This is a genomic window from Marinobacter sp. V34, assembly GCF_055524115.1.
The window spans coordinates 99,843-123,034 of record NZ_JBUPZY010000011.1 but is presented as its reverse complement, the minus strand read 5'-3'; the positions used below and the strand labels follow the sequence as shown (position 1 = coordinate 123,034).

Here is a 23,192-nt window from a genome sequence, read left to right as displayed (position 1 = left end):
TCAGTCCTCCGTTTTGGTTTTAACTTTCACTACCGTTCTCTCGCGGCGTATGTCCCAGGCCTGAGAGGTCTCGATGTAGTCGAAATTGATAAAGCTGAATTTTTGCTGTGCGATCTTTTTGAGATAGACGATGTGCAAACCATCTGGCCGGCGGCGCTTCAGCCCTGTGAGGTATCTGCCAACCAGCAAAAGCGAGATGATGGCCATACCAACACCGATACCGACTCCGAAAAGTCCCCATCCGAATGGCAAGAGAAGAAGAACGGAAACGGGGATCCAGAAGACCAAGCCTGCGATTATCAGCACGACCACTTCCGTGTCCGTCAGGCCCCGGAAAACGACCGGCTCTTCAATGAGCCGGTCTGGGATGAAGTCGATTTCTCGACCCTTCATACCGATCTTTTCCATTAGAAAATCACGGTAGCCGCTTGCGTCAGGAGGTAGACCACGAAGACAAGCAACAAAACGCCCATGCCACCGTGCATACCCATGTCGCCCCAGGTCTTCTTGCCTTCGCCAATCTCGTTGTAAGTCGCAATCATGTTCTTGGCGACAGCCAGAAACGCGATGGTGCCGAGGATCAGACCGAGGACGATGGCGATATCAAAGGCGTAACCTTTAAGCAGACCGATATAGTCGCCCTGGGCCGGTGCGTTGGTCGGGTTAGCGGTGGCTGGCAGAGCTGCCTGAACCTGAGTGCCGAGTGAAAGGAACGCCATTGCCGCAGCTGCTTTCATTGCCGTGTACTTCTGCATTGCTTGTTTCATTCTGGATTTCTCCTAGTTTTTGGGATGGTGCTTTTTGGGTACTGCTAGGGTTACTGCGCTGGTCAGTTGATGATTAGGAAGAGCATCACGAGGAGAACGAAGACCGCCCGCGCCCAAATGAAGATCATTTGTCCGGACTTAATCTCCTCGTTCGCCCAGTTTTCGTAGGCCTGCATGCAGGTCCAGGCGATGAACGTAATCACTGCGACAACGGCAATCATTTGGGCCAAGGTCAGAAGGTTCGCTGCTGTCATCCAGCAAGAGGCGGCACCATTGCAACCAGAGCCATCCTGAAACCATTGATGCTGATCAGGACTCATTGCTTGTGCTCGGTGTAGTTGACGCTGAGAGCGTCGATGGTTGACGGAACCACTGGCTCCATGGGTACTGTCAGGTGATGCGTGATGCCGTGCTGGATCTTTCGCAGGTCACTCAACAGAATCTCGTAGTCAAACTGCGTCCGGTCAGAAGCATTGCTTCGGGCGCGAGCGTTCAGAACCAGCGCCTCCAGAGCCGCCAACTCGGACTGGATGTTTGAGAGCGCTTCACGCTCCGCCCAGATGTCCGCAGCTGCATTTGTGCTGGTCGCAATCAGGCTGGAAAAAAGAATCGTTTTGAAAACTCTCATCGTGATCTCTTATCTGGTGAGTTCTGATGAGAGCGATTTAATCAGGCACACTTGTAAAAAGGCTGATCAAAAGGTCACAGGTTGGTGACCTTTTAAAAGGGGATGAAACGTGTGTGGACGTTGATCGGAATTGCGTCCATCGATGGGCTAATTGTGCGTATTAAGTGGATCGTCAAAGGTAAGAAACGCTCGATATGAGCCGGACTTGCGAGCCCCCAGCCGGAGTTTCGAGAAAAACCCCTCGTAATGAGGGGCGAGGCTTGCAGAGGTTCAAACAATACTCAGAGGTACTTTTTGAATTTCGAGCTCATCACCATTAAACACAGTCCAAACAGGACAGCGAATGGTGTGATCATATAGTTCGGATGGATGGAACTGGGAATCGCCAGGTATAAAATCCACGCGAGGGCAAGAGTCGGAATCGCAAACTTTTTCGCCCAGTGATAGACATAGCCAGACTCATTTCCACCGCGCCACCGCCTTAAGTCACGCTGCATCAGTCCGTCACAGACGCCAACGACCCCGAATAGCACGAAAGCCGGCATAGAGAGCATTAGCACCGCAATCCGGACGAAGAACATGATCAGGATGTATATGGCCGCCATCAGGTACTCATAATATTCGGCGATCACGCCCTTCATCATCAGAATAATCTGACCGTCGTTGGCGTCGGGTGTTCTTACCGACTGAAGGCTTTCCAGGAGGCCTGAATCGACGAAAAGGAAACTCACCACTTTTGTGATCGTTGAGCTCGCGGAATTAACAGCTCCCTCGTTCGTCTGGTCTTCTGAGGTCAGCGATTCACTCAGATAGCCGATCTCCTGGAACATCATCTCTTCCGCATTTTTGTAGGTGGGCTCATCCTGGAAGAAGCCCATGTTGATCCACTCTATGACGATCGACATGAACGCACTGAACAACAGCAGGCCAATGACTTTCAGAATCAGATCGATTGATTTGCCGACAAAGCCACGCTTCTGAGCGGGATGTTCCGATTTACCCTCTGGCATTTGTCAGTTCCACCATTGCTCAGCTGTATGATAGTTCCGATCCATTTCCCGGGTCAGAGCCTGCATGTTTTCCGGCATATCATCGTCATCGTCCTCAACGGGTAACGGAAAACGAACCTTCCAGAGTTGACCGCCATCCAGAAGACAAAATGCCTGACCTTTTGGCAGCGCAGTGATGTGACCGGGCTCGAGCATCGGGACCCGCAGCATCGAAATCCGGTCCTGGGTGCTTGAGGTAAAGTCGACGCTTGAGTCTGTGTCGGACGAGTCATTGGCACCAGAGACCGTCATAATCTGGGCAATTTCGACTTCAGGCAGTTGATTCGTCAGCAGCTCGGCGGTGTCCTTTTCCTTTACCCTAAGCATAATCAGGTTGTTGAAGTTGCCCTCAACCTGCCGTGCCTTGGCGACATTTCCGAGTCTAGCTTCGAGGTCCTGCCGAGACTGAGAATAAGCAGTGATCTGCATACCCGATCCACCGGACTTGTTGACCATCGGCAGAAACTCATCTCCGATCAGGTCAGAGAATTCGTCGGCGTGAAGACAAACCTTTGGAAGTGAATTGGCCTGACCCTCAAGCATTCCGTGTTCAAAACCATGCTTGTAGATATGGCCACAGGTGCTTACCAGGTCCGAGAACATGGAATTCCCCACTGCGGAGGAAACTTCCGTATCGCTCATGGCATCCAGCCCAACGTACACGATGCCTCGCTTCCGTATGATCTGGGTCCAGTCGAAAATGGGCCGCTCGTCGGTAACGTCGAAATAATCAGGGGCGAGCAGCTTCCCGATTTTGCCGGTCGTCAGCTTTTCGAGAAGCGGCAGAAGACTGGCCACGAGCTTGTCGAAGTAGGTTTTGTCGTACCGCAAGGCGGATAGAAGGCCGTGAAGTACCGGATCGCTGACGTGCAACTGTTCAACGTACTGCCTCAGGGCCTCTGTTCGGGGATTGACGTGCTTTGCAAGTCGGGGGTTGGCCTTGTATTTCTTCTCGGCGTCGCCTGTCATCGCATTGATGTCCTCGATCCAGCCTTCTTCACCATTCCTGGGCAACCACCAGTCCATGTATTCGCAGAACAGCGGTTCAATGTCCGTCACGTACCGAAGAATGTTGTTGTAATCCGGACGCTGCCCCAGGCTTACCAATGCCCGGGCGACAATGTTAATGAAGCGCCATGCGAACTCTTTAAACGCGGCACTGTTACCCTCGGCTGAAAGCTGGCCAGAGATACGACCGGCGATCTCAGTGATCCTCGAAAAATTTCCGACTGCGTTGTAACGGGCGGAAGAGTCCGGAAACCCAAGGTGGAACATGTAGAAATCGTCTTCCCGCCCTGCCCTCTTGGCAGCCATATACATTCGCGTGAGTAGTCCGGCGTCAGATTTCGGATCCAGCAGAATTACTGGCCCGTCGTTCCTACGAATGTCCTGCTCGATCAGGATTTCAGCCAGCCGACTTTTACCGACTCGCGTGGTTCCCAGGCAAAGGGTGTGCCCCACCCGCTCTGACATCGCCAGCAATACCTGCTTTTCTTCAAGCTCAACGGCATGGGTTACGGGATTGCCACCCACGGCCGGGTATGGGCGAACAGGATTCAAAGGGTGATCTTTGCTGGTCAGATCCGCGACCCATTGAAGTTTGGATCCTTCCAGTTTGCGCTCCAGCTCACGCGCAAAATTGTTTATCCGGGACGGACGGATGTACTTGGCTGAGATGGGCGCCATGGTGTCCTTCAAACGCTGAGTATGCGTCTGGGTCCAGCGAAACCCTTGTCCGAGGTAAAGGTGATTCTTGAAACAGGGGATCTGGTCAGAAGACATGGCGAAACGCGGCAACCGCCTCAGGTTTCGTTGATACTTGATGACGCTGGACCCCTGGTAAAAACGATAGAGTCCAAAGACAACCAGAATGACAGCAGAAGTGTAGGCGACACTCGGAGTCATCATCAGTAATGAGGGGGCGGCCAGGCAAATGCCGGCTGCACATACGCTGACTGTTCCGGAATAGAATTCAACCGGCGGGCGAAGCAAAGCCTCGAGCGTCTGGGTGGCCATCAGCGCATCAGTCCATTCTTATCAACAAAGAACGGGTAGTGCCGAAGTTTGATGGCTTTTGCCATCTGCTCGCCATTGGTCGCCTGTAGCAAGACTCCCTCACCTGCCACGGACTGCAAATGATTCATCTCTTCGACAGTCGCTACGTTCACCACCAAGCCAATGGCCCGCTTCTCTTTCAGGAAACGCCGGTTCTGTTTGAGCCAGTTAATGGAAACGGAGTCGTAACCGATAATGAACATGGGCCGGCTCAACATGTCATAACGAATCCCAGCCGCCTCTTGAGGACCGACCCTGCCCACAGTCAATGACGGTGACGAAACAGGGAGATTCGAGACCAAAAACCTTTTGCCTCGGCGTTCATCCTTCAGTTTCTGCAGTTGCTCTTTAAAATCGGAATCTGAAGGAAGGAATGGTTCTGCGGACTGGCCGCCAAAATCACCAATAACCTCGAGTTCATAGAATCCCTTGAGCTGCTCTTTCATGGTTCCAGCATGGACCGGAAAAACAAGTGCTGAGGCCAAGGCAATGCCTATAGCTGCTTTTTTCAGATATTGGCCCATAAGCGTATGACTCTCTCTCTGTATGCATTGGCGATTTGTTTGTCTTTCGGGCGCTGCGCTGGCCGGTGATAGCAACCAATGGCCAGCTCCCATGATGAGCATTCCGGTCGTTCGAATTGTTCACGAAGATGTTTAGCCGCTGCCGTGAGATTCAGGTAGGGATCAAAAGCGTCCCAAAGTGAGCGGAACCTTTCTTTATGCCAGCGCCAGTTCATCTGCCCCAAGCCCACGTCAAAGTGGTAATCCCCCGCCTTGACCAGGCCGTCTGCAAATCGGAATGCCGCTTCGCGTGTTTTGAAGAAGTGCGCCTTTCCACGATGGTTGATCGTCCAGGGCCAAGGCAGTGTTCGGTTTGCATGCTCAGTCCGAGTTCTGGACTCATTCAAAACTATGGCGAAGAAAAGTTTTGCCGGTACCTTCTGCTCCTGACTGACCAACTGATACATCGGTGGAATTTGGGAGGCATGAACGTCCCCCCACAAACCGGCACCGATCAGAAACGCCAAAAGGTATTTCACCGCCCTACCCTCACTCGCCGTATTCGGTGATGTCGCCCGATGCGACATTGAAGGTTCGAACCGCAGGGAGGTTGTCGAGATCAACGCCAAACTCTTCAGCCTTCCCAGACTCGAAGTTGAGCGTGACTTTCCGCGCTCGGACAATTTCCGGATCGATCTTCATGTGGCGAGCCCACTTGGAAATGGACTCCGCTGAAGCTCCATCATTGAAAAAGATGTCCAGACGAGAGTTTCGCGATACAGATTTTCTAACTTCGCTGACCAGGTCTTCGCAATCTTCGAGGCAGAAGTCGTTTACAAACAGAGCAACGTGAGTCGTGGTCGCGTTGTACTTCTCATTCCACTCCTGCTCCCAATGAGGAGCATCAATCACGACGGGGTTTTCGCCGAACAAGTCCTTGGCCGCTTTCATGCGTTCCACTTCGAAAGCCAATTCCAGTTCCATGCGCCGAGATTCGACCTTCATCCAGATCATGGCGTAGCGTTCACGCTCAGCAGGGTCCGTCTCGGTAACGCCGAGAGCCGTGAGTGGATCGAGTCCCGGAGACCAAATGCCTCGCGGACCCGACATGATCTTTTTGTACTTGATCCAGTCAGACTCTTTGAGCATCCACTGCTTAGCCAGAGACCGTTCTTCATCCGTCAATTGCATGCCGGACTTCTGATCGAGACTCGATTGCGCCTGAGAGGAAACATTCCCCATCGAGCGGGTATCTGTCGGAGTCTGTGCTATCGCAATGTCAGCCGTTATTACGCTGATCAGAAGAGAAGCCAAGAGGGTTTTGCGAATCATGAATTACCCCTCGCAATCGACCATGACTGTCGAGACTTCCCGTACTTCCGTTGATCGGGGCTGACTCAGGTCGGCGACCAGGACCGGCTGATCGCAGCCCTCTACTTTCACCGGTTCCGATGAAAGATTCGAAATGTAGTAACCACTATCTGTTGGAATGAAAACGCCCCGAGTAAAGCTCGTGCTCTTGGAAGCAACCTCAGAAACGTTTTCGGCTTGTGGTTCTGTGTCCTCATGCAGTTGCTGATCAGCAGCGTTGAAATACATACCCCCGCCAACAGCCACAACAAAAAGACCTGCCAATGTGATTGGTTCCATCTCTTAACCCTCCACGCTCAGGCGTCGAACTTTCGAGCCGGCTTTGAAAACTGCCTCGCCGTTCACAGCACCCTGAAGTTTCCATCCGCGGTAATAGTCACCAACTTTGAGGGGTACCCAACCTCCTGATGAGTCTTGAAGAACCACGTAAGGCTCGACACCCCACATGTCGATGCTGGCAACAGTGGCACCTTCCAGTGTCTGGACTTCTGAAACGGGCTGGGGTGCTGGCGTCGTTACTGTCTTAACGACAGTCCTTGCCGGACGCTCACTGAGGGTTTTGACTTCCTTGCTGACGACATCGATATCGAGTCGATGCTCATCGAGGATGTTCCGATGATCTCCCAACGTGGTCTTGATACCGCCCAGTTCGTTTTGGATGCTGTCCAGCACGGTGGACATGGTTGCCAGGTCCGAACGGAATTGTTCGATGTCGGAGATGCGGGCCGTGTTCTCTGTAACCGCAGACTGTGTCTGGGCCAGACTTTGAGAAATCTCGCCGTCCTGCGTCACTAGATCCGAGATTGATTCTTGAAGGCCAAAAACTGTTTGCCGGATCTGACTGTCGCTTTCGAGCTGATTAAAGCCAATCACTCCCGCGACGCTGAGAGCCAGCAGTGAAACCACCAGAGCTGATCCACCCAGCAATTTTCCACCTCCACCTGCCGTTTTCGGCGCTTTCTTTTTAGAGGGTTGGGCCTTCACGGGGATTGGTTCCGGCTCAATTTTTGATTCGCCCTCGGAGCCGACAGCTTCCCTAGACTCAGACACCGGAAGATCCAGATCAAAATTCTCCAGTTTATCTTCGGATTGTTTGGCGCCAGCATCACGGAGCTCATTTGTCGCAACTCCAGCCTCCTCGAATGCATCATGACCCTCATTCAGCATTGCTTGATCCGGACCCTTGTTCTTGGTGGCGGGTGAAATGCTCTGAACGATACCCTTTTGCAGCTTGCTCATGACTTGCCCCCCAGCTTTTCAGACAGCTCGAAGGCAACCTTGCGATGAACAGGATCTACGATCAGCTCGAAGGCTTCGCCAGAGAGCGTGTTCAAAGCGCGGTCCAAGGTCATCGGCCCAATAGTTCGATGAATGGCTGGGAGAGGAAGATCCAGGAGCACCTTAGCCTCTTCACTCAGCACGGAGGCATCTGCCAGAACGTAGCCTGAACGTGCCAGCAGAAATTCCACGGTTTGTCCGACGGAATTGATTGATTGAGGAACCCGAGTGCGAATAACCACCTTCAATGGATTCAGCTGATCAACTGGCGGGATGTTTTGAACAAACGAATACCGACCAGTTTGCATCCGCTCCACTTGCTCACGTTCTGCCTGGTCAGAAGGGATGACTGATTCTGCGTATGCTGAGACTGAGAGGCAGCACAGCAAAGCAAGGGGTAAGACTTTCATGGCAAAAACCTCTGAATAGAATTCAGGGGTAGCCTATGGGGTTTCCCTAGTGAATTGCGGTTTAAAAGGTCACGGGGCGATGACCGTTTATTTTTGCATTCACAGAAACGAAAAAAGCACCCCAATCAGGGTGCTTTGCTGTATTCGAGGCCGGGTATAGCGAAACCCGATTTTGAGACTGATCCGGAAATGGGGCGGTGGGATCGTTGTTCCCCCAATATTTTCGTGCGTGCTTGTAGCGATCGCACAGCATGGCTAAAAACCATACAAAAGCCACTCGTCTGGCGTCCTATCATCACTGCAAGATTTGCTTGCCGGCTAACCGAGTCATTAACACCGATGAGGCTAGGCCGTGAACGCTAACCGGAATACCCTTGAATTATCTAAGGCATTTGGGATAGCGATCGCGGTCCAAGGTTGGCAAAGAGGAATCTTTACCTGGTCAGCTCACAGTTTCTGAATTGAAGAGTAGAGATTAGCAAAGGGGAAAACTTTGCAGCTGAGCCCGGGGGCTTGGTGATTTTTGAATTCTTGCAGGTCGCCGAGTATTTCGCAACTAGAACTCTGCCGCCCTCAAATCGACCAGTTCTGATTCCGATTGCTCGATCGCATCAATAAAACCTTTCAAGAGTCGGAGGTTTGCATTCAGGTAGATCAATTCCTCTTCGATGTCTTTGAGGTGTAGCACCTGGTTCGGATCGAATACCTTGAGATAGTCCGTCACGGTCTTAGCATGAAGGCGAACGTATTTCCGGTCTCGCTTGGATGACCGAAATCGCCAGAAATATTTGGTAGTGGTTCCATCCGATCTACCAGCAATAGTCAGCTCGAAATCCTTCCCGAAATTTGAAATCAAATCGTCCCTGAGTTCAACCGCTCTGGCATCGAGCCGATCGCGAAATCGTTCGATATCCTTGCGGTACAAGCTTCGCCTCGCGCCCTCATTATCCTTAAAAGGTATTAGTAAATTTATATTTAAAGGGATAGTCACCGAAATTCCTCTCCTGATCCAAGCACTGATAATCGGTTCTGATCCAGCACTGCTGCTGGTTTCGATCCAAGTTTCGGCCGGTTATGATCCATGCGTGAAACAAAAAAAGGGCGCCACCTTGGGCACCCAATGATGTCGCCTAACCCTACCCGGGAAATCAGGCTTCTGTTTCCGCCTCTGCTTTTGCGAGGACACTGTCCAATTTGGATTCCAACTCTGCGTTCACCTGATTTGACGAACCGGTCTTTTTCTCTGATTTTGTAAGATAGGCGCCCAGAGTATTCAGTCGCGTTTGTGGAAGGGATGGTGCGTTAGATGATCTAGTTGTGCCTTCCAAATAACCCTGCTCCAATTCACCCATAAGCTCTTTTGCTTTCTGAGCTCGCTGATTGTTGGCCGCCATGTCGTCACGGCTGACCCCGGTGTGTCGGTACTTGTAAACCAGGTGCAGAACTCCTCTGACACGTTTCTCTACTCGAGCCAAAGTCTGAAACTTGGTTTTAGTCTCAATAAGGCCGATGTGACTAGCCAGCAAAATCTTCAGAACAATCTGATCCACCTTTAAGAGCTGGTAAACAAGCTGAAAACCGAGACGTGAAGCAAAACGGACTGGAACTACCACAGGATTTTTCGAAGCCACATTTGGAAGCCTCATCGCTGATGGGACGTTTTCCTTGATGAACTCTTCGATATCAGCCAATTCAGCATCGAGATCCTCAGACAAATGCTCAATGCCCTCTTCAATTTGAGCAAAGTGGAAGTCCGCGTAGGGATCGTCTTCTCGTATTGCCTGTTCGAGCGAACGTACTCGTGAACAGAATCCAGGAAGCCCAAGAATGCCATGCTTCTTTTCAGTTTTTTCCCGACCTTGCCAAAGCCTTAGCGCAGGTCGTGTTGCCAATTCGATCTCAATGTCCTGTGTAGGAGCAATTGATGCCATTTTTGATGTTTTATCAGTCATTTTCTGCTCCTTAGAATGCGACTTGTAGGTTACGAGTTTGAACTGACATCGAGCCGTTGTTTTTTGACTGATTCATTACCTGCTCAATTTCTTTGATTTCCCGATAGATCATCGAAAGAGGCAGGTTCGTGCGGCGGGCGACCTCAAGTAGGCGGCGACGAATATCGGTAACCTCAATGAGATTCAGCCATTCTTCATAGATCCGGCATTGTTCTTCATGTGTTGGAACTACCAACCGTCCACGAACAGTTGGAATACCCAAGATCCGTTTTCTGGTCGAGACGTGGGTTGTCCTCAACCCGAAAAATTCCTTCATGAGATTAAGACACGCTCCACGCATCAACATCTCATCAATCATCGCATGCTGTTCGGACTCGGAAGCCTCTACTTCGAGCAGCTTTGAAATCCTGGCTGCATTGATAGGAAACCAATCCTCCAGCGATTTCCCCATTGCACAGTAATTCGCTGCGACGCGTGTGATTTGGTCAGGTTTAAGGGATTCAAGGATTCTCAGGGAGTCGATGGACAAGCCAATGTCTTCGACGGAGTCGAAAAAGCCGACTCTGGCATTGCTTAAGGTCTTTACTAGCAGTGCTGAGATGAATTGGGCGCTTTCATATCGGAAGTTTTCGCAGGCTGACACAGCTTATTCTCCTTGCTGAACCTGGTTTATAGCCTGAGGCTGCCTTTGGCGCCTCTTTGCGGAACAACTCAGTCCGTACAGTCCCTGCCCGTTCTGCGTCCACACGTGTCCATTAACACTTTGGCTGTCTGAATTTTCAGACAATCATTTACAAAATGTAACCGTCTGTCAAATTTTTAGTCAGTAATTAATGCAAAAAAATTTATTTTGTCTGCAATTTCAGACGCAATACTTTATGCTGTAGTCATATGACTACGATACAATTCGAGCACGAATAACTTTCAGCAATTAACCATGCGCTTTCGCAGGCAACGGCATTGCATACCAAGATACTTGAGGTTAATGCGTGGAAAGGCTCCCAATATTTACTGATGCCACTGAAGCGATAGAGTTCTTCGAAGCAACTCCTACTTCCTGGTCTAGCAATCTGATGAAGGCGTGGGTTGTTCGGCATCTCGTTGAAGACGGCTATGCGAATGCTGATATTAGGGATGCTCTGAAAATTCGGAAAAAGTATGTTGTCACACACCTTATTCGTGTTGGCAAATCGTTATCACTAGAAGAGTTCCAGCTTTGGGCCCAGTACCCTTTAAGCATCACATTTGGGCACATGCGGGCAATAGCTTCACTGCCCTACCCTACGCGGCGAGACTTGTTAAAACTTTTGCTTAAAACCAAGACAACGGTATCTCAACTAGAAAAAATTGCCCGAGGCAAAAAGCTGGATAATGAGACAGATATTCGAAAGCTTGAAAGTGACATCTCAGACCATACTGGCCAGCCGACCAGGATCCGCTTCAACCATAAGAAAAAATCAGGATCGATAACTGTCGATTTCTTTAGCCTGGATGAATTTGATTTCCTGTGTGAAAAGCTTGGCTACAAACCCTCTGATGACTTTTAAGATCACAGCATGTGGAACCAGCAACCCTAATACCCTGCGACTGAACTCTAATCTATCGTATCCCGATACCGCTAATTCCACCCTAACAAAGTATCTATTTACCTGAGCAGAATCACTGATCTATGTGGGTGCTACCCGCCACGGGTAAGCCTGGATTCTGAGGGGTTACCCGCCACGGGTAAGTCTGATTTCTCGAAGGTTACCCGCCACGGGTAAGTCTGGTTTTTGGGAGGTTACCCGCCACGGGTAAGTCTGAATTCTGAGAGGTTACCCGCCACGGGTAAGATCGAGTCACCACCTCCGCTAATAAGAAAGGGGCAGCAGCATGCCGCCCTCTCCTATCAACCGGAGATTATCATGATTCATTCATCTTAAATTTCTTATTAAGGAGTTCGACGGCGGCTTCGATATCAGATTCTGAAAGACCCTCAATTTGAATCTTGCAAACACCGTCAGCTGAAACAGTTCGCTTGAGAACCCTTTTCCCATCTTTGCTTGCATAAACTTTTGACGGAATTGACGAACTGGGTGTTGATGGAGCCCTGACCGCGCTTTTGAGAGCAGCAACTACCTGATCATAGTTAAGTAATTCGCGACCCTCTTTCAGCGATTCTTTGCGATCCTCAAGAAGTGCCTCCGCCCTGGCAAAAAGCTTCTCAGGATTTTTCTTCTTAAGTTTCGAAATGATCTCGCCGTAGCTCTGGGCCATATCACTTGGCGCCGGGAGAATTCGAACAAAGATCTCTTCAAGTTCGCAAAGCAGTTTGTAACGTGAAGAAGTCGACTGAGAAAATCCTTTGGCCTTACTCAGTTCATTCCAGCTTCTGTATTCACCAAGTTCAATCAAACGCTCATAAGCCTGAGCCTTTTCAAAGAAAGAGACATCCTTACTGTCATTTTCAAGCAGACTCAAAGCTCTAACATCTACGTTAGGAACATCGCCTACAAATGTTTTGAAGTTAACGCCGGCGATACGACATGCGGCCCTGCGTCGCGACCCATAAAGTAGCTCAAACCGTCCATTGGCTTTCGGACGCACCATCCCAGGGTACTGGTTGCCACCACCAGAGCGAATTGTCGGTAAAATATCCGACAAAGAAATCTCATCAAGAAATTCCTGCTTCCGCTCATTTTCAGGCGAGACATCGATGAGTGAAGGATCAATGTCCTGAAGTTCAAAGCTGACATTCTCCTTGCTGACCGGCATATCAAGAACAACTGAGCTACCTGTAGTTGACGCACCAGCAAGAGCGGCCTTCAATTTCTCGTTGACTGACTCGTACTCACTTTCAAGATGTGCAACCTGCTCCTCAAGTTCATCGGTATAGGTTTTCTTCCGGGCCGGCTCATTACTAAAGGAATTCAATGCCGGACTTCTTGAACCCTCAAAGTAACTCTCATCGACTGGATCTGCCGTCTCAGATTCGTCGTCGAGAATAGATAGCTTTGACGCACCATATTTATCTTTGTTAGCCATTTTTCACCTCCTATTCCGCGTGTCCGGCGTCACGAATTTCTTTCCTTGCTTCACCTGCCTTAGCAACAATTTCATCGATCTTATCCAGGTGTGAGCCTCTCATCGCATCCCCAAAAACCGTCTCAGTAAGAGCGTCGTGCATTTCTGCAAAAAGTCGATCGTACATTTCAATAGTAGATTTTAGCTTTTTCCGATTATCAGCATCTGAGGGGTTTTTTTCGTAAATCGAGTATGTGGATGCATTAGCTTTTCCAATTTCATCAGATGCGTGTGCTTCAGCAGTCAAAACATCACCACGCTCAACGGTAAATACCTTTCGGATGATCTGGCCAAAGAATTGGGCATAAGAGGATCCACTGAACTTCGTTATAAAGTAACGAAGATCAGGCAGGTGAGGTGCCACACCCATATCAATGTAAGAACGGGCAGTGTCCGAAATCAGCTTCGAAAACTGTAATGTCGATGCGAAATCCAACAAGGCGGCCGGGGTTGGAACAAAGACGACGTCACAGGCACTGACGACATTCAAAGTGGTCATGTTAAGCGAAGGCGTACCATCGATAATTATAAAGTCATAATCTTTACCGACTTCACGTAAGCCTTCTCTTAGCTTGGCGATGAATTCAATTTTGGGCTTACGACTGGCTTCCATCAACTGGGGAAGCAACAGGTCAATCGCCAGGTTCTCCAAACACGACGGAATAATATCAATGTTGTCCCAATATGTTTTTTGGATAGCGTATCTTAGGTTCTTGGAGGCCCCCCTTGGATGCCCCACATCCCGAAGGGCAGCATCATCCTCAAGAATAAATGGCGCAAAGGTGTTCTCATACTTAATGTCGTAATCCGGGCGTTTGCCAAAATAGAAAGACAGCGAACCTTGAGGATCAGTGTCAAGCACCAGACACTTATAGCCACGCATCGCCAGGTATTGTGAAAACAGATGACAAGTTGTGGTTTTGTGACTGCCACCTTTCAAATTTAGAACCCCGCATATTGCCGCGGGCAAATTTTCAGGCTTCGATGGCGACGTGCCAAGCACTCTCTGCATGTGGTTGATATGGTTCACGGTGTAGCCCGCCCGAACCTTTTTTGCTGTATCAGTACGATACTCGGGGGGAGGAAGTCGGCCGTCTTGCTCAGCCGCATACAACGTGCCTACACTGATGCCGACCATCTCTGCTGCTTGAGTAGTGCCGTATCGACGTTGCTGAATCCGGGAGTCCACCTCAGAGGTTTCAACCCACTCGGGATCGTACTTATCTTTTTGTGCGTCCTTAACAAGCTCGGGCATCTGGTCCATAACGCTAAAACCGCGCTTGACCACTTTATGCATCTTAGAAATTGCCGCCTTTAACTTGTCAAAGCGTGAATCATCGTTGATAGACATTATAATTCCTTCAAATTTGCCAGTTGACAACGGTACGATTGCTAGGATAATCACTGGTAATGTTACCAATTGCACCAGAAAAAGCTATTTTCATTTCAAAGGATGATACTTTTGGTCAATTGGTGAAAACGCGACGAGTTTTGGCCAGCTGGATACGAAACATCTAACGACAGATAGCGCCGATACCAAAGACAAAGGTTGCGACTATCCCAACAGGATGATTGGAAGGACAAAATGGCAATGAATGCTAACAAGGTTCAAAATGACGTCCAGCTGGCACTTGACCTGTTTGGTCTCGACCCCCTTATCGACAGGGATTTTACTCATACACTGTCGCTGTATGACGTTATAGGGAAATACATCTATGACAGACGGAGCAAAATCCTCACAGGCGTTACGTCAGCGGCAGATGCAAAATTCCAGCGAAAGATCATTCACGGTAACGCCGAAATTACAGCAACAGTCACAGCCGCCAACATTGAACGCATCGGCAAGAATGGTGAGAAAGAAAGTGTCTTCGCATTTCCCGGAACTCGTGAACAAGCGATTGAAGATGTACTACGAAAACTCGCCACGGAAAGAAGAGCTGAAACCTACGAGACCCAGCTGCCAAACAAAAAGAAAAAATTTCATCTAATCGGACTCCAGTTTTCCCTGTACGAAATTCACCAGGAGTTGGAGAGGCAAGGGAAGAGCTATAACTACGTCGAGATCAGGGAAGGGCTCGAAATTCTCTCCAAAGCAGGGCTGAGTTTCGTATCGGAAGATGGAAGCACACTCGCCAACGCCAACTTTTTCCCAGTTCTATTTTTTGCTGACGCCCCGAAGAAAGGCGATGCCCAAGCGTTCGTCTGCTTTCATCCGCTCGTTACGGATCTCATCACCAACACTAAATATCGCAGATCGAAATACAGCAAACTCTTTGAATTCCAGAGTCAGCGCGCGCGTTTGTTTTACGATCGGCTATGCTGCAGCTGGATTCAAGCCGGACCAGGTCGCCCATACAACATATTGCTTACAACGCTCATTGCCGCATGGAAGGATCCGGCAAACCGGCTCGCTAAAGATAAGGAGATCATCATTGAAGCACTCAACGAGCTGGTAGAGCGCGACATCATAGAAAAGTACGAAGCGGAGCCTAAGAAAAATAAAGGGAAGATCTACGATTGGTTGTTCACATTGCATGCGAGCAACTCGTTTGCAAAGCAGCAAGCCGCTGCCCAGAAGGTGTTCAATCAAATCACGGCTAAAGCTGAGGGTCGTGCATTGATGTCAGACGAAGGCCAATCGCAAGACAACGAGCATGACAATAGTGAAGGCAAGTCATCACAGATACCTTTTTAAGGTCTAGCCAGAATTTTATCCCTAAAACCCCACCAAAAAATTTTCTGCGCTCCAAAAAATCCCCCAAACCACACCAATTTTTATCAGCTCCCCGGGAAACATCATCAATAAAAGCCATTTTTGAACAAAGAATTGACATATTTGGACAGCAAAAGGATCTTCGATCTCTAAAGCGTCAGAGAAATAGCTAAATACAACGTCTTGCTACGATCTTGGGATGCAAAGAAGGAGAGGGGAGTTGCAGCTGTCAGACTGCTATCCAGCAACATCTAAAAATCCAACAAACAGCTTTATGGCACTGTTTTATAATCTTTTTTTCACGACAGCCAAGTGAAATTTGCTTGAGCGTATACGCCAAAGACTCCAAAACATCCCTTAAACCACACCAATAATTATGTTCACCAAAGTTTGCCATTTTTTAGTGAATGATCAGCTGGGACGCGGAACACCAGCGGGCCAAGAGGGAAGGGCAGGGCGGTGCAGGGCAGGGAACGCCAAGAAAGGCCAGAGCACTTGAACGAACACTGAATCACTAGTCGTTAGCGCGAGCAAGCGGTTACTAATCACCGACACAGTCAACAATACTGTGTTTTGGAGAATTTCACATTAGTGGGGTTTGTGGGATCTTTTCCTAAGGTTAATGGGATAGAGAATGAAATGGGCTGTATTTTTACTGAGGTTTATCGGATAACGTCGTCATAACACACTGATTCTGTGGATACTTCTTTGGATAACTTGTTAATATCCTGTGGATTAGATGGGGATATGTGGTTTATGGGATTATTTGGATGCGGTTTATGGGATTATTTCAGATTGGTTAATCGGACCGTATGAGCGTGGTTAATCGGATTACTCACAAGACCTCAATCCCTGCCAGTAAAGGTTTCAAAGCTAATTAGCCATGAAACCTACAGTTATCACCCCGTTTTTAATCCGTCTTTAAAAATAATAATCAGAAATTGCCTGCTACAATTTTTCATTAGAGCAGAAATGCACTGGCGAGAACGCCAGCGCGCAACAAGCTGCAATTTTTTCTCCTGAGATAAAAACAACCGCCATTCCTCAACCCAGCGCTCGGAAACAAACGTCAGGCCAAGCAACTATATTTAGAAGGAATGCGACCTTCAACGATCTCACCGCTTTTATAATCAACCTTCTGTCCAGGATCTAACTCACTTTGAAATTGCCAACCAGACGGTGTGTTCTCTAAAAGATAGAACCGCCGGTAACATTCAGAACTGTCTCCATCAACAAGATTGGCTGCACCTCCACAACTAGCCTTGTCGGCAGATTCAGTCAGGTAGCAGTCAACGGACGTTCCACGTACCTGGCTTATCAGCTCTTCAGCGTTGAGGGCGGCCTCAAAAGCTTTACCTGCAACTAAGCGGGCTCTAACTCCTTCGACAGTTCGAATACCTCCTTCAATATCTGTAATCATCTGATGAGCCTGGTGGATTTGATCGCTGTCCAAATGGTTAATCATCTCCCAGCCAGAACTGTCCTTTCGAAACTGCAATTTGAGGATCGCTATTTCCCCGTTGCTATCACGGGCCTCAAGACCGACAAAACCAGTGGACGGAGTAGACTCACCATGCACATTGATCGTGGTCCCAAAATCCTTCACAACGTGAAGGTTAGGGTAGCCCGCACTTACATGACGCCTGGCAAGAATCTTTAGGGTATCGAGACTTTCATAATGCGTGTCTAAGGCACCATCCACTACCTTAATGTCTCAATACGTCGCAAAACCTTCACCAACCAACGAAGTCTCAAACTGGTCAACAACAAGATGAATAGAGACTGGCAAACCGAGTTCCTGGCTTTGACCAAATGACAGCTCTAATTGGTAATCCTGAAGAACCATCTCAGTGTCCGGAACGTTCTGATCCTCAGCCTTTTGCTTCAACCGCAGCTGGGGAGAAATGCCCTGGCCGGCAGGTGGCATAGTGAAAGTTTTCCCTCCAGGGGTGTCATCGAAAATAACCACCTCAACAGCTAGATCAGGAAAGAATTCCTCTCCCTGGCGCAGTTCCAAAGTTCCTGCACTCATGATTGCTTGATCAAGATTGAATTCAGCACCCCGAATTTTTCCAGTAATCGGGGCTCCGTGTAGTGGTTCAATGATTCCGGACACCAACGTAGGTGGTAATATCGCCACCATAAGCGAGGTGTCTGATGACCAGGAAACGACGATCTTTTACGCCTGAGTTCAAACAGGAAGCTGCCTGTCTGGTGCTTGACCAGGGCTACAGTGTTGCCGAAGCCAGCCGCTCTTTGAATGTCGGTGAGAACGCCCTCAGGCGATGGGTAAAACAGCTTTCCGAGGAACGTGGTGGTGTTACACCCAAGTCCAAAGCGATGACCCCGGAGCAGCAGCGGATCCAAGAATTGGAAGCCCGTTGTGAGAGGCTGGAACGGGAGAAATCGATACTAAAAAAGGCTACCGCTCTCTTGATGTCGGACGAGATGAATCGTACGCGCTGATAGACCAGTTGAGTGAGCAGGAGCCGGTTGAGATGGTCTGTAAAGCGTTTGAAGTATCGAGATCCAGCTATTACGACTATCGCCGCAGGCGGTCCGTAGTGGATGCCAAGCGAGTGGTTCTGCGAGCCGATGTGAACAGGATCTTTCGCAAGAGCCGAAGCTCAGCGGGAAGCCGTATGATCACCACCATGCTTAATGAAGAAGGCGTTGTGATCGGACGCTTCAAGGTTCGCCGCCTCATGAGTGAGCTGGGACTGATCTGCAAACAACCTGGCCCACACGCTTACAAGCAGGCCACTGTGGAAAGGCCAGACATTCCAAACCGGCTGAACCGTGAGTTCAGCGTCAGCCACCCAGATCAGGCGTGGTGCGGTGACATCACCTATGTGTGGGCTGGTCAGCGATGGAGCTATCTTGCGGTTGTTCTGGATCTCTATGCCCGCCGGGTAGTTGGCTGGGCGCTGTCAGATCGGCCTGATGGTGAGTTGGTGGTAAAAGCACTGGATCATGCGTATGAGCAACGAGGAAAACCGACTGGGGTTCTATTCCACTCCGACCAAGGCAGTCAGTATGCCAGTCGATTATTCCGTCAGAGGCTTTGGCGTTACCGCATGGAGCAAAGCATGAGTCGCCGGGGAAATTGCTGGGACACTCAATCTACTATGCTTATGAACATCGTGTTGGCCTGACCCGTGCTGGGATTGGCGTAATTGCCTTTGCATTGACCTGTCGGCCAATACTGGTGTTCCCCGAGAGTTACCGGGCCTAGCGTCTGTGACCTAATAGGAGCTTTGTACTGCACCGTGAGTGTCCTGTCCTGCGACTGGGGTTGGTAATTGAGCCTCGCAGAGGAGTCATAGCCATGAAGCACGCATTGCAGCAAGAATCGATCCTTGGTGTAGATACACACAGGGATATTCATGTAGCCGCAGTTATTAATCAGTCTGGTCAGTTACTTGGCACCCAGTCCGTTTCTACAAATACAGCAGGTTACTTTCAATTATTCCAATGGGCGTCTTCTTTTGGTGCGCTAAAACGTGCTGGTGTTGAGGGCACAGGTACATATGGATCAGCCCTTTGCCGCTTTTTGAGTGATAAAGGAGTAGCGGTTTTAGAGGTGAACCGGCCCGATCGTTCGCGAAGACGGCTAAACGGCAAGTCTGATCCAATTGATGCCGAAAACGCTGCCAGATCAGTGTTGTCCGGCATTTCCCAAGCTATACCGAAGCAGCAGTCTGGTGCCTGTGAAGCAATGCGGATTGTCTCGGTTGCCAGGCGCAGTGCCGTGAAAGCGAAAACGCAGACAATCAATCAAATTCGAGCGATGCTCGTTAGCGCTCCGCAGGATGTTCGTGAAAAGCTCTGGAGAATAAAAGCAACCGACTGTGCCAAAGCTTGCGCGGCGGTAAGAAGCCTGGGCGACACGGCGGTTTTAAGGGCACTGTCAACGACCCTTAAATCGCTGGCAAAGCGATGGCTGGCGCTTACAGAAGAACTTAAAGACTATGACAAGCAACTGGAAACCTTGACCCAGAAGCATGCTCAGCAGCTACGGAGTCGATTCGGAGTTGGGCCCCAAACCGCTGCAACCCTTCTATCTGTCGCTGGCGATAATCCGAATCGCCTGAAAAGTGAAGCGGCCTTGGCATCACTATGTGGTGCAAACCCTCTGCCAGCGTCATCTGGCAAAACCACAAGACATCGCTTGAATCGAGGTGGTAGTAGAGCTGCCAATAATGCTTTATGGACCATCGCTATGGTGCGAATGCGGAGTGATCCTCGCACCAGGGTCTACGTCGAACGGCGAACCAATGAAGGTCTGAGCACGAAGGAAATTCACAGGTGTCTCAAGCGATACATTGCCCGAGAATTGTACCCGTTAATCATGGGAGACCTTGGGACAATGAATGCTATTCCTTGACATAGGAGCGTCAATGCCCCGATGGAACGGGTCTTCCGGAGCCTGAAGAGCGAATGGATCCCATCACTTGGATACCGCTCGATTCCTGATGCAAGAAAGGATATTGGTGACTACCTGATGGACTACTACAACCGGCAGCGCCCTCATACATTCAATGACGGCATGCCACCTGTGGTCGCCGAAGAAAAACTTAAAATACTGTCCGGGATTAGTTGACCACTACACCGTGCTTCTGATCTGAAGAAACGGTGGGTTCAGAGGACGATGAAGTTTGGGCAGTGGAAGAATTTCCTGGTTCGACTTCTGCTGAACAACCAAGAATAAAAACGCTGATGAGGCCAATTGCCGGTAGTTTCAGATGGGGCATAAGAATCCTTTCAGATTTATTGGTAAATGATCGAAGTGAATACTGATCACAGAAAGCCTAAGAGGTCGCCAGGTGGAAAGCTGTGAAATGTGGCCGCTCTTGATGAAGAAAAAAACAATTGCGTATTCCGGCGAACGTGAACACTCATTCCGGCTGAACGTGAACACCTTTTCTCTTAACGCATTACCCACCGAGGTTTGTACCCCGGGTGTTCACGTTCAGTCAATTTCCTGAAGTCGTTTTCTCATGGATTCTCCGTTCAGGGCCCAGCGATGGGCGTTGTGCATCAGCCGATCCAGAATGGCATCGGCCAAGGTGTTGTCACCGATGGCGGCGTACCACTGATCGGTGGGCAATTGGCTGATGATCATGGTCGACTGGGTGCCGTGCCGGTCATCCATGATTTCCATCAGATCATTTCGGTGCGCCGGGCTCAGCGCTTCCAGCCCCCAGTCATCCAGGATCAGCAGGTTTATTTTGCTCAGCTGGTTCAGAGTTTTCTGGTAAGTACCGTCCGCTTTGGCCTGCGTCAGCTCCAGCATTAATCGGGAGATTCGGTAGTAGCGGGCACTGAGACCGTTCAGGCAGGCCTGATGGCCAATGGCACAGCCCAGATACGTTTTGCCGCTGCCGCAGGGGCCGGTGATCAGCAGGTTCTGTCCTCGTTCCAGCCAGTCGGTCTGGGCCAACTGCGCCACTTGGGCCTTCTTGAGATTGCGTCGGTGCTGGTAGTCGATGTCCTGAACCGAAGCCCGGAGCTTGAAGCGAGCCTGGCGAACCAGGCGATCCTGTTTCCGGTGCTCCCGGGTCTGGCACTCCCGGTCGAGCAACAGCTCCAGCCGTTCAGTGAACGACAGCTCGTCATAAGTACCCGGCTGGTTTTGTTGATGTTCCAGGGCGGCAGCCATGCCGCCCAGTTTCAAGTCTCTTAGTTTTGTCAGGGTCTTGATCGTACTCATGGTGGTGTCTCCTAGTGGAAGCTTTTCGGGCCACGGATGTTCTCGTGGTGCTGGGGCAGCTCTGTATGCAGGGGCAATTGTTCCGGCAGTTTGTCGCGGTTGCTCTGGAGAATGGCTTTGATGTGTTTCAGGCGGTTCAGGCCTTCGCGGTTGGCGATACGGCAACTGGCGTTCAGGCGTGAACCGGGGTAGGCCTTACTCAGATTGAGCAGCCCGAGACAGACCCGGTAGGCCTGTTCCGGATGCTCCCGCTCATCCAACCGATCACTGACCCAGATCAGGGTGTCTGGCCCGATGTCACGGGCCCAGTTCTTGAGACGCCCAGGTGTCCACTGTTGTTGTTTTAGGTGGCGTGTAGGCATGTGTCCAGGCTCGGTGGTGATGCCGAATTGATGGCTGCGAGGATGGCTGGCGATCTGCCGTTGCCGGAAGTAGACCTGCACCAGACGCTCACTGGCATGGATCTCCACTCGCTCCCCCACATACTGGTGCGGTACCGAGTAATGGTGTTGGCTGAACTCGATGTGGTAATCGATATTGACCCGGCAGCGTCGGATGTCCACGTACTCATAGGGGTGTTTCGGTAACGCCCTCAGAGCAGGCTGGTCCAACGCCTTGAAGGCGTCCTGACGACTGCCTGGTAGACGCTTGAACGGTCGGCTGTTCAGGTCTTCCAACAGTGATCGGATGCACTGATTCAGATCTGCCAGAGTGAAGAAGGTGTGGTGACGCAACCGGGCCAGTATCCAGCGCTCAACGATCTGCACGCCCACTTCCGCCTTGGATTTGTCTTTGGGCTTGTAGGGCCGCGCTGGCATCACCGCGACCTGATAGTGCGCCGCCAGTTGCTGGTAACTGGGGTTCAGGTCCGGATCGTACCGACAGGCTTTGTTGACACCGCTGCGAAGATTGTCCGGTACCACCATCTCCGGACAACCTCCAAAAAACTCAAACGTGCGCACGTGACTCAACAGCCAGTTCTGCAACTCCTGAGTCCAGGTGGCTTCTGCATAGGTGTAATTGGATGCACCCAGTACGGCGACAAAGACTTGAGCCGTGCGGATCTCGCCGGTTTGTGGGTTGATGATGGGGACCGTGCGGCCACAGTAATCAATGAAGCATTTTTCACCGGCCTTGTGAGTCTGGCGCATGGAGCGCTTTTGCTGCTTCAGCCAGTGGCGGTAGCGATCGCAGTATTGTGAGTAGCTGTAACACCGGTTGGGGTACCGGGCAGTGTACTCCTCCCACAGCAACTGCTTGGTGACAGTTTTACGCTTGAGTTCCTGATAAACCGTTGTCCAGTCAGGCACTTGATAACGTGACGATGAGGTGGGATCTGAGCCCGGATAGAACATGGCCGCCAAGCGGCCATCGTCCAGATCCTCCGGCAACGGCCAAGTAATCTCTAAGGCATTAGCCTGAGAAAGGAGCTTCTGTATGGCTCCGACACTGGTCTTGGTGCCAGCGCTGATCTGCCGGATCGAAAGCCCGGCTTCCAGCCTCAGGCGAAGGACTTCTCTGATTTTGCGCATTGGAATTCTCTTTGCTGCCATGACTCCGGACCCCAAAAAAAGGAACCAGAGTAGCAAACGGTTGAATAAACAATGCGTTAAGAAAGATTCCGGTTTAACGTGAACACCGGTTCCGGGAATGTGAACGCGGATTCCGGCATGGTGAACACCGATTCCGG

General features: G+C 50.3%; 24 protein-coding genes and 2 pseudogenes. 5 read left to right on the top strand and 21 right to left on the bottom strand.

All coding sequences use genetic code 11. The annotated features are described in order from the left end of the window. The 15 genes from AC0B60_RS17340 to AC0B60_RS17270 all read right to left on the bottom strand — a co-directional run bounded on the left by AC0B60_RS17340 (position 1) and on the right by AC0B60_RS17270 (position 10,656). Positions 1-408, bottom strand: a complete 408-nt coding sequence (locus AC0B60_RS17340) for a TIGR03750 family conjugal transfer protein (protein WP_069183749.1) — start codon at positions 406-408, stop codon at positions 1-3. Continuing rightward, positions 408-767 (bottom strand): TIGR03745 family integrating conjugative element membrane protein, encoded by a 360-nt coding sequence (locus tag AC0B60_RS17335; RefSeq protein ID WP_083231808.1) that lies wholly within the window; start codon positions 765-767, stop codon positions 408-410. The genes AC0B60_RS17340 and AC0B60_RS17335 overlap by 1 nt, the downstream gene beginning before the upstream one ends. A gap of 62 nt (positions 768-829) precedes the next feature. Then, positions 830-1,087: a DUF3262 family protein gene (locus AC0B60_RS17330; protein ID WP_075195089.1), complete on the bottom strand. Its 258-nt coding sequence runs from the start codon at positions 1,085-1,087 to the stop codon at positions 830-832. Next, complete coding sequence (locus AC0B60_RS17325) at positions 1,084-1,395, bottom strand: integrative conjugative element protein, RAQPRD family (protein WP_041335900.1); 312 nt, start codon at positions 1,393-1,395, stop codon at positions 1,084-1,086. The genes AC0B60_RS17330 and AC0B60_RS17325 overlap by 4 nt, the downstream gene beginning before the upstream one ends. A gap of 281 nt (positions 1,396-1,676) precedes the next feature. Further along, a complete protein-coding gene (locus AC0B60_RS17320) occupies positions 1,677-2,405 on the bottom strand; it encodes a TIGR03747 family integrating conjugative element membrane protein (RefSeq protein ID WP_069183748.1) in 729 nt (242 codons plus the stop codon). A gap of 3 nt (positions 2,406-2,408) precedes the next feature. Further along, the gene (gene traD, locus AC0B60_RS17315; RefSeq protein ID WP_465087166.1) at positions 2,409-4,460 is read right to left on the bottom strand and encodes a type IV conjugative transfer system coupling protein TraD; all 2,052 of its coding nucleotides are present in this window, start codon (positions 4,458-4,460) and stop codon (positions 2,409-2,411) included. Next, on the bottom strand, positions 4,460-5,023 hold the full coding sequence (locus AC0B60_RS17310) for a PFL_4695 family integrating conjugative element protein (protein ID WP_465087165.1): 564 nt from the start codon (positions 5,021-5,023) through the stop codon (positions 4,460-4,462). Before AC0B60_RS17310 ends, traD begins: the two co-directional genes overlap by 1 nt. Beyond that, entirely contained in the window at positions 5,008-5,529 is a 522-nt protein-coding gene (locus AC0B60_RS17305; RefSeq protein ID WP_465087164.1) for a transglycosylase SLT domain-containing protein, read from the bottom strand. Before AC0B60_RS17305 ends, AC0B60_RS17310 begins: the two co-directional genes overlap by 16 nt. A 22-nt stretch (positions 5,530-5,551) precedes the next feature. Continuing rightward, positions 5,552-6,334: a TIGR03759 family integrating conjugative element protein gene (locus AC0B60_RS17300; RefSeq protein ID WP_465087163.1), complete on the bottom strand. Its 783-nt coding sequence runs from the start codon at positions 6,332-6,334 to the stop codon at positions 5,552-5,554. A 3-nt stretch (positions 6,335-6,337) separates the two neighbouring features. Continuing rightward, entirely contained in the window at positions 6,338-6,652 is a 315-nt protein-coding gene (locus AC0B60_RS17295; RefSeq protein WP_465087162.1) for a hypothetical protein, read from the bottom strand. Between the two features lie 3 nt (positions 6,653-6,655). Then, entirely contained in the window at positions 6,656-7,612 is a 957-nt protein-coding gene (locus AC0B60_RS17290) for a hypothetical protein (protein ID WP_465087161.1), read from the bottom strand. Beyond that, positions 7,609-8,061: a PFGI-1 class ICE element type IV pilus protein PilL2 gene (gene pilL2 / locus AC0B60_RS17285; protein ID WP_206855401.1), complete on the bottom strand. Its 453-nt coding sequence runs from the start codon at positions 8,059-8,061 to the stop codon at positions 7,609-7,611. The genes AC0B60_RS17290 and pilL2 overlap by 4 nt, the downstream gene beginning before the upstream one ends. A gap of 556 nt (positions 8,062-8,617) precedes the next feature. Beyond that, the gene (locus tag AC0B60_RS17280; protein WP_465087160.1) at positions 8,618-8,986 is read right to left on the bottom strand and encodes a hypothetical protein; all 369 of its coding nucleotides are present in this window, start codon (positions 8,984-8,986) and stop codon (positions 8,618-8,620) included. Between the two features lie 223 nt (positions 8,987-9,209). Next, complete coding sequence (locus AC0B60_RS17275) at positions 9,210-10,013, bottom strand: PFL_4669 family integrating conjugative element protein (protein ID WP_465087159.1); 804 nt, start codon at positions 10,011-10,013, stop codon at positions 9,210-9,212. Between the two features lie 10 nt (positions 10,014-10,023). Continuing rightward, positions 10,024-10,656, bottom strand: coding sequence for an STY4526/YPO1902 family pathogenicity island replication protein (locus AC0B60_RS17270; RefSeq protein WP_465087158.1), 633 nt, complete (start codon positions 10,654-10,656; stop codon positions 10,024-10,026). Between the two features lie 346 nt (positions 10,657-11,002). Here AC0B60_RS17270 and AC0B60_RS17265 point away from each other — a divergent pair, with 346 nt between their 5' ends. Next, on the top strand, positions 11,003-11,560 hold the full coding sequence (locus tag AC0B60_RS17265) for a transcriptional regulator (RefSeq protein WP_465087157.1): 558 nt from the start codon (positions 11,003-11,005) through the stop codon (positions 11,558-11,560). A 355-nt stretch (positions 11,561-11,915) separates the two neighbouring features. On the opposite strand, the gene AC0B60_RS17260 is transcribed toward AC0B60_RS17265, so the two are convergent. Both AC0B60_RS17260 and AC0B60_RS17255 read right to left on the bottom strand, forming a co-directional pair. Continuing rightward, positions 11,916-13,037 carry a ParB/RepB/Spo0J family partition protein gene (locus tag AC0B60_RS17260; protein ID WP_465087156.1) on the bottom strand — a complete coding sequence of 374 codons (1,122 nt, stop codon included), beginning with the start codon at positions 13,035-13,037 and terminating at the stop codon, positions 11,916-11,918. Positions 13,038-13,047: 10 nt separating this feature from the next. Continuing rightward, positions 13,048-14,427 carry an AAA family ATPase gene (locus AC0B60_RS17255; RefSeq protein WP_227514524.1) on the bottom strand — a complete coding sequence of 460 codons (1,380 nt, stop codon included), beginning with the start codon at positions 14,425-14,427 and terminating at the stop codon, positions 13,048-13,050. 240 nt (positions 14,428-14,667) lie between these two features. Here AC0B60_RS17255 and repC point away from each other — a divergent pair, with 240 nt between their 5' ends. Continuing rightward, positions 14,668-15,771, top strand: coding sequence for a replication protein C, IncQ-type (gene repC / locus AC0B60_RS17250; protein ID WP_465087155.1), 1,104 nt, complete (start codon positions 14,668-14,670; stop codon positions 15,769-15,771). A gap of 1,087 nt (positions 15,772-16,858) precedes the next feature. Here repC and AC0B60_RS17245 read toward each other — a convergent pair. Together AC0B60_RS17245 and AC0B60_RS17240 are read right to left on the bottom strand one after the other, a co-directional pair. After that, the gene (locus AC0B60_RS17245; protein ID WP_465087154.1) at positions 16,859-17,491 is read right to left on the bottom strand and encodes a hypothetical protein; all 633 of its coding nucleotides are present in this window, start codon (positions 17,489-17,491) and stop codon (positions 16,859-16,861) included. A gap of 12 nt (positions 17,492-17,503) precedes the next feature. Then, positions 17,504-17,932 carry a hypothetical protein gene (locus tag AC0B60_RS17240; protein ID WP_465087153.1) on the bottom strand — a complete coding sequence of 143 codons (429 nt, stop codon included), beginning with the start codon at positions 17,930-17,932 and terminating at the stop codon, positions 17,504-17,506. A 14-nt stretch (positions 17,933-17,946) separates the two neighbouring features. Here AC0B60_RS17240 and AC0B60_RS17235 point away from each other — a divergent pair. The 3 genes and pseudogenes from AC0B60_RS17235 to AC0B60_RS17225 form a co-directional block, all read left to right on the top strand. Then, positions 17,947-18,905: pseudogene (locus AC0B60_RS17235) on the top strand (IS3 family transposase); the annotation flags it as partial. 212 nt (positions 18,906-19,117) lie between these two features. Continuing rightward, positions 19,118-20,176 (top strand): IS110 family RNA-guided transposase, encoded by a 1,059-nt coding sequence (locus tag AC0B60_RS17230; RefSeq protein WP_417522024.1) that lies wholly within the window; start codon positions 19,118-19,120, stop codon positions 20,174-20,176. A 12-nt stretch (positions 20,177-20,188) separates the two neighbouring features. Next, positions 20,189-20,392 (top strand): annotated as a pseudogene (locus tag AC0B60_RS17225) (integrase core domain-containing protein); the annotation flags it as partial. A gap of 369 nt (positions 20,393-20,761) precedes the next feature. On the opposite strand, the gene istB reads toward AC0B60_RS17225, so the two are convergent. Both istB and istA read right to left on the bottom strand, forming a co-directional pair. After that, positions 20,762-21,502 (bottom strand): IS21-like element helper ATPase IstB, encoded by a 741-nt coding sequence (istB, locus tag AC0B60_RS17220; RefSeq protein WP_465087152.1) that lies wholly within the window; start codon positions 21,500-21,502, stop codon positions 20,762-20,764. A gap of 11 nt (positions 21,503-21,513) precedes the next feature. After that, a complete protein-coding gene (gene istA, locus AC0B60_RS17215) occupies positions 21,514-23,055 on the bottom strand; it encodes an IS21 family transposase (RefSeq protein ID WP_465087151.1) in 1,542 nt (513 codons plus the stop codon). Positions 23,056-23,192 lie beyond the last annotated feature (137 nt).

Bases quoted from the DNA above. Each gene is read 5' to 3' on its own strand.
- istA (WP_465087151.1), bottom strand. From the start codon at position 23,055: ATGGCAGCAAAGAGAATTCCAATGCGCAAAATCAGAGAAGTCCTTCGC.
- AC0B60_RS17295 (WP_465087162.1), bottom strand. From the start codon at position 6,652: ATGGAACCAATCACATTGGCAGGTCTTTTTGTTGTGGCTGTTGGCGGG.
- AC0B60_RS17320 (WP_069183748.1), bottom strand. From the start codon at position 2,405: ATGCCAGAGGGTAAATCGGAACATCCCGCTCAGAAGCGTGGCTTTGTC.
- AC0B60_RS17335 (WP_083231808.1), bottom strand. From the start codon at position 767: ATGAAACAAGCAATGCAGAAGTACACGGCAATGAAAGCAGCTGCGGCA.
- repC (WP_465087155.1), top strand. From the start codon at position 14,668: ATGAATGCTAACAAGGTTCAAAATGACGTCCAGCTGGCACTTGACCTG.
- AC0B60_RS17230 (WP_417522024.1), top strand. From the start codon at position 19,118: ATGAAGCACGCATTGCAGCAAGAATCGATCCTTGGTGTAGATACACAC.
- AC0B60_RS17330 (WP_075195089.1), bottom strand. From the start codon at position 1,087: ATGAGTCCTGATCAGCATCAATGGTTTCAGGATGGCTCTGGTTGCAAT.
- AC0B60_RS17260 (WP_465087156.1), bottom strand. From the start codon at position 13,037: ATGGCTAACAAAGATAAATATGGTGCGTCAAAGCTATCTATTCTCGAC.
- traD (WP_465087166.1), bottom strand. From the start codon at position 4,460: ATGGCCACCCAGACGCTCGAGGCTTTGCTTCGCCCGCCGGTTGAATTC.
- pilL2 (WP_206855401.1), bottom strand. From the start codon at position 8,061: ATGAAAGTCTTACCCCTTGCTTTGCTGTGCTGCCTCTCAGTCTCAGCA.
- AC0B60_RS17240 (WP_465087153.1), bottom strand. From the start codon at position 17,932: ATGGTGGCGATATTACCACCTACGTTGGTGTCCGGAATCATTGAACCA.
- AC0B60_RS17325 (WP_041335900.1), bottom strand. From the start codon at position 1,395: ATGAGAGTTTTCAAAACGATTCTTTTTTCCAGCCTGATTGCGACCAGC.
- istB (WP_465087152.1), bottom strand. From the start codon at position 21,502: ATGAGTACGATCAAGACCCTGACAAAACTAAGAGACTTGAAACTGGGC.
- AC0B60_RS17340 (WP_069183749.1), bottom strand. From the start codon at position 408: ATGGAAAAGATCGGTATGAAGGGTCGAGAAATCGACTTCATCCCAGAC.
- AC0B60_RS17310 (WP_465087165.1), bottom strand. From the start codon at position 5,023: ATGGGCCAATATCTGAAAAAAGCAGCTATAGGCATTGCCTTGGCCTCA.
- AC0B60_RS17300 (WP_465087163.1), bottom strand. From the start codon at position 6,334: ATGATTCGCAAAACCCTCTTGGCTTCTCTTCTGATCAGCGTAATAACG.
- AC0B60_RS17275 (WP_465087159.1), bottom strand. From the start codon at position 10,013: ATGACTGATAAAACATCAAAAATGGCATCAATTGCTCCTACACAGGAC.
- AC0B60_RS17290 (WP_465087161.1), bottom strand. From the start codon at position 7,612: ATGAGCAAGCTGCAAAAGGGTATCGTTCAGAGCATTTCACCCGCCACC.
- AC0B60_RS17255 (WP_227514524.1), bottom strand. From the start codon at position 14,427: ATGTCTATCAACGATGATTCACGCTTTGACAAGTTAAAGGCGGCAATT.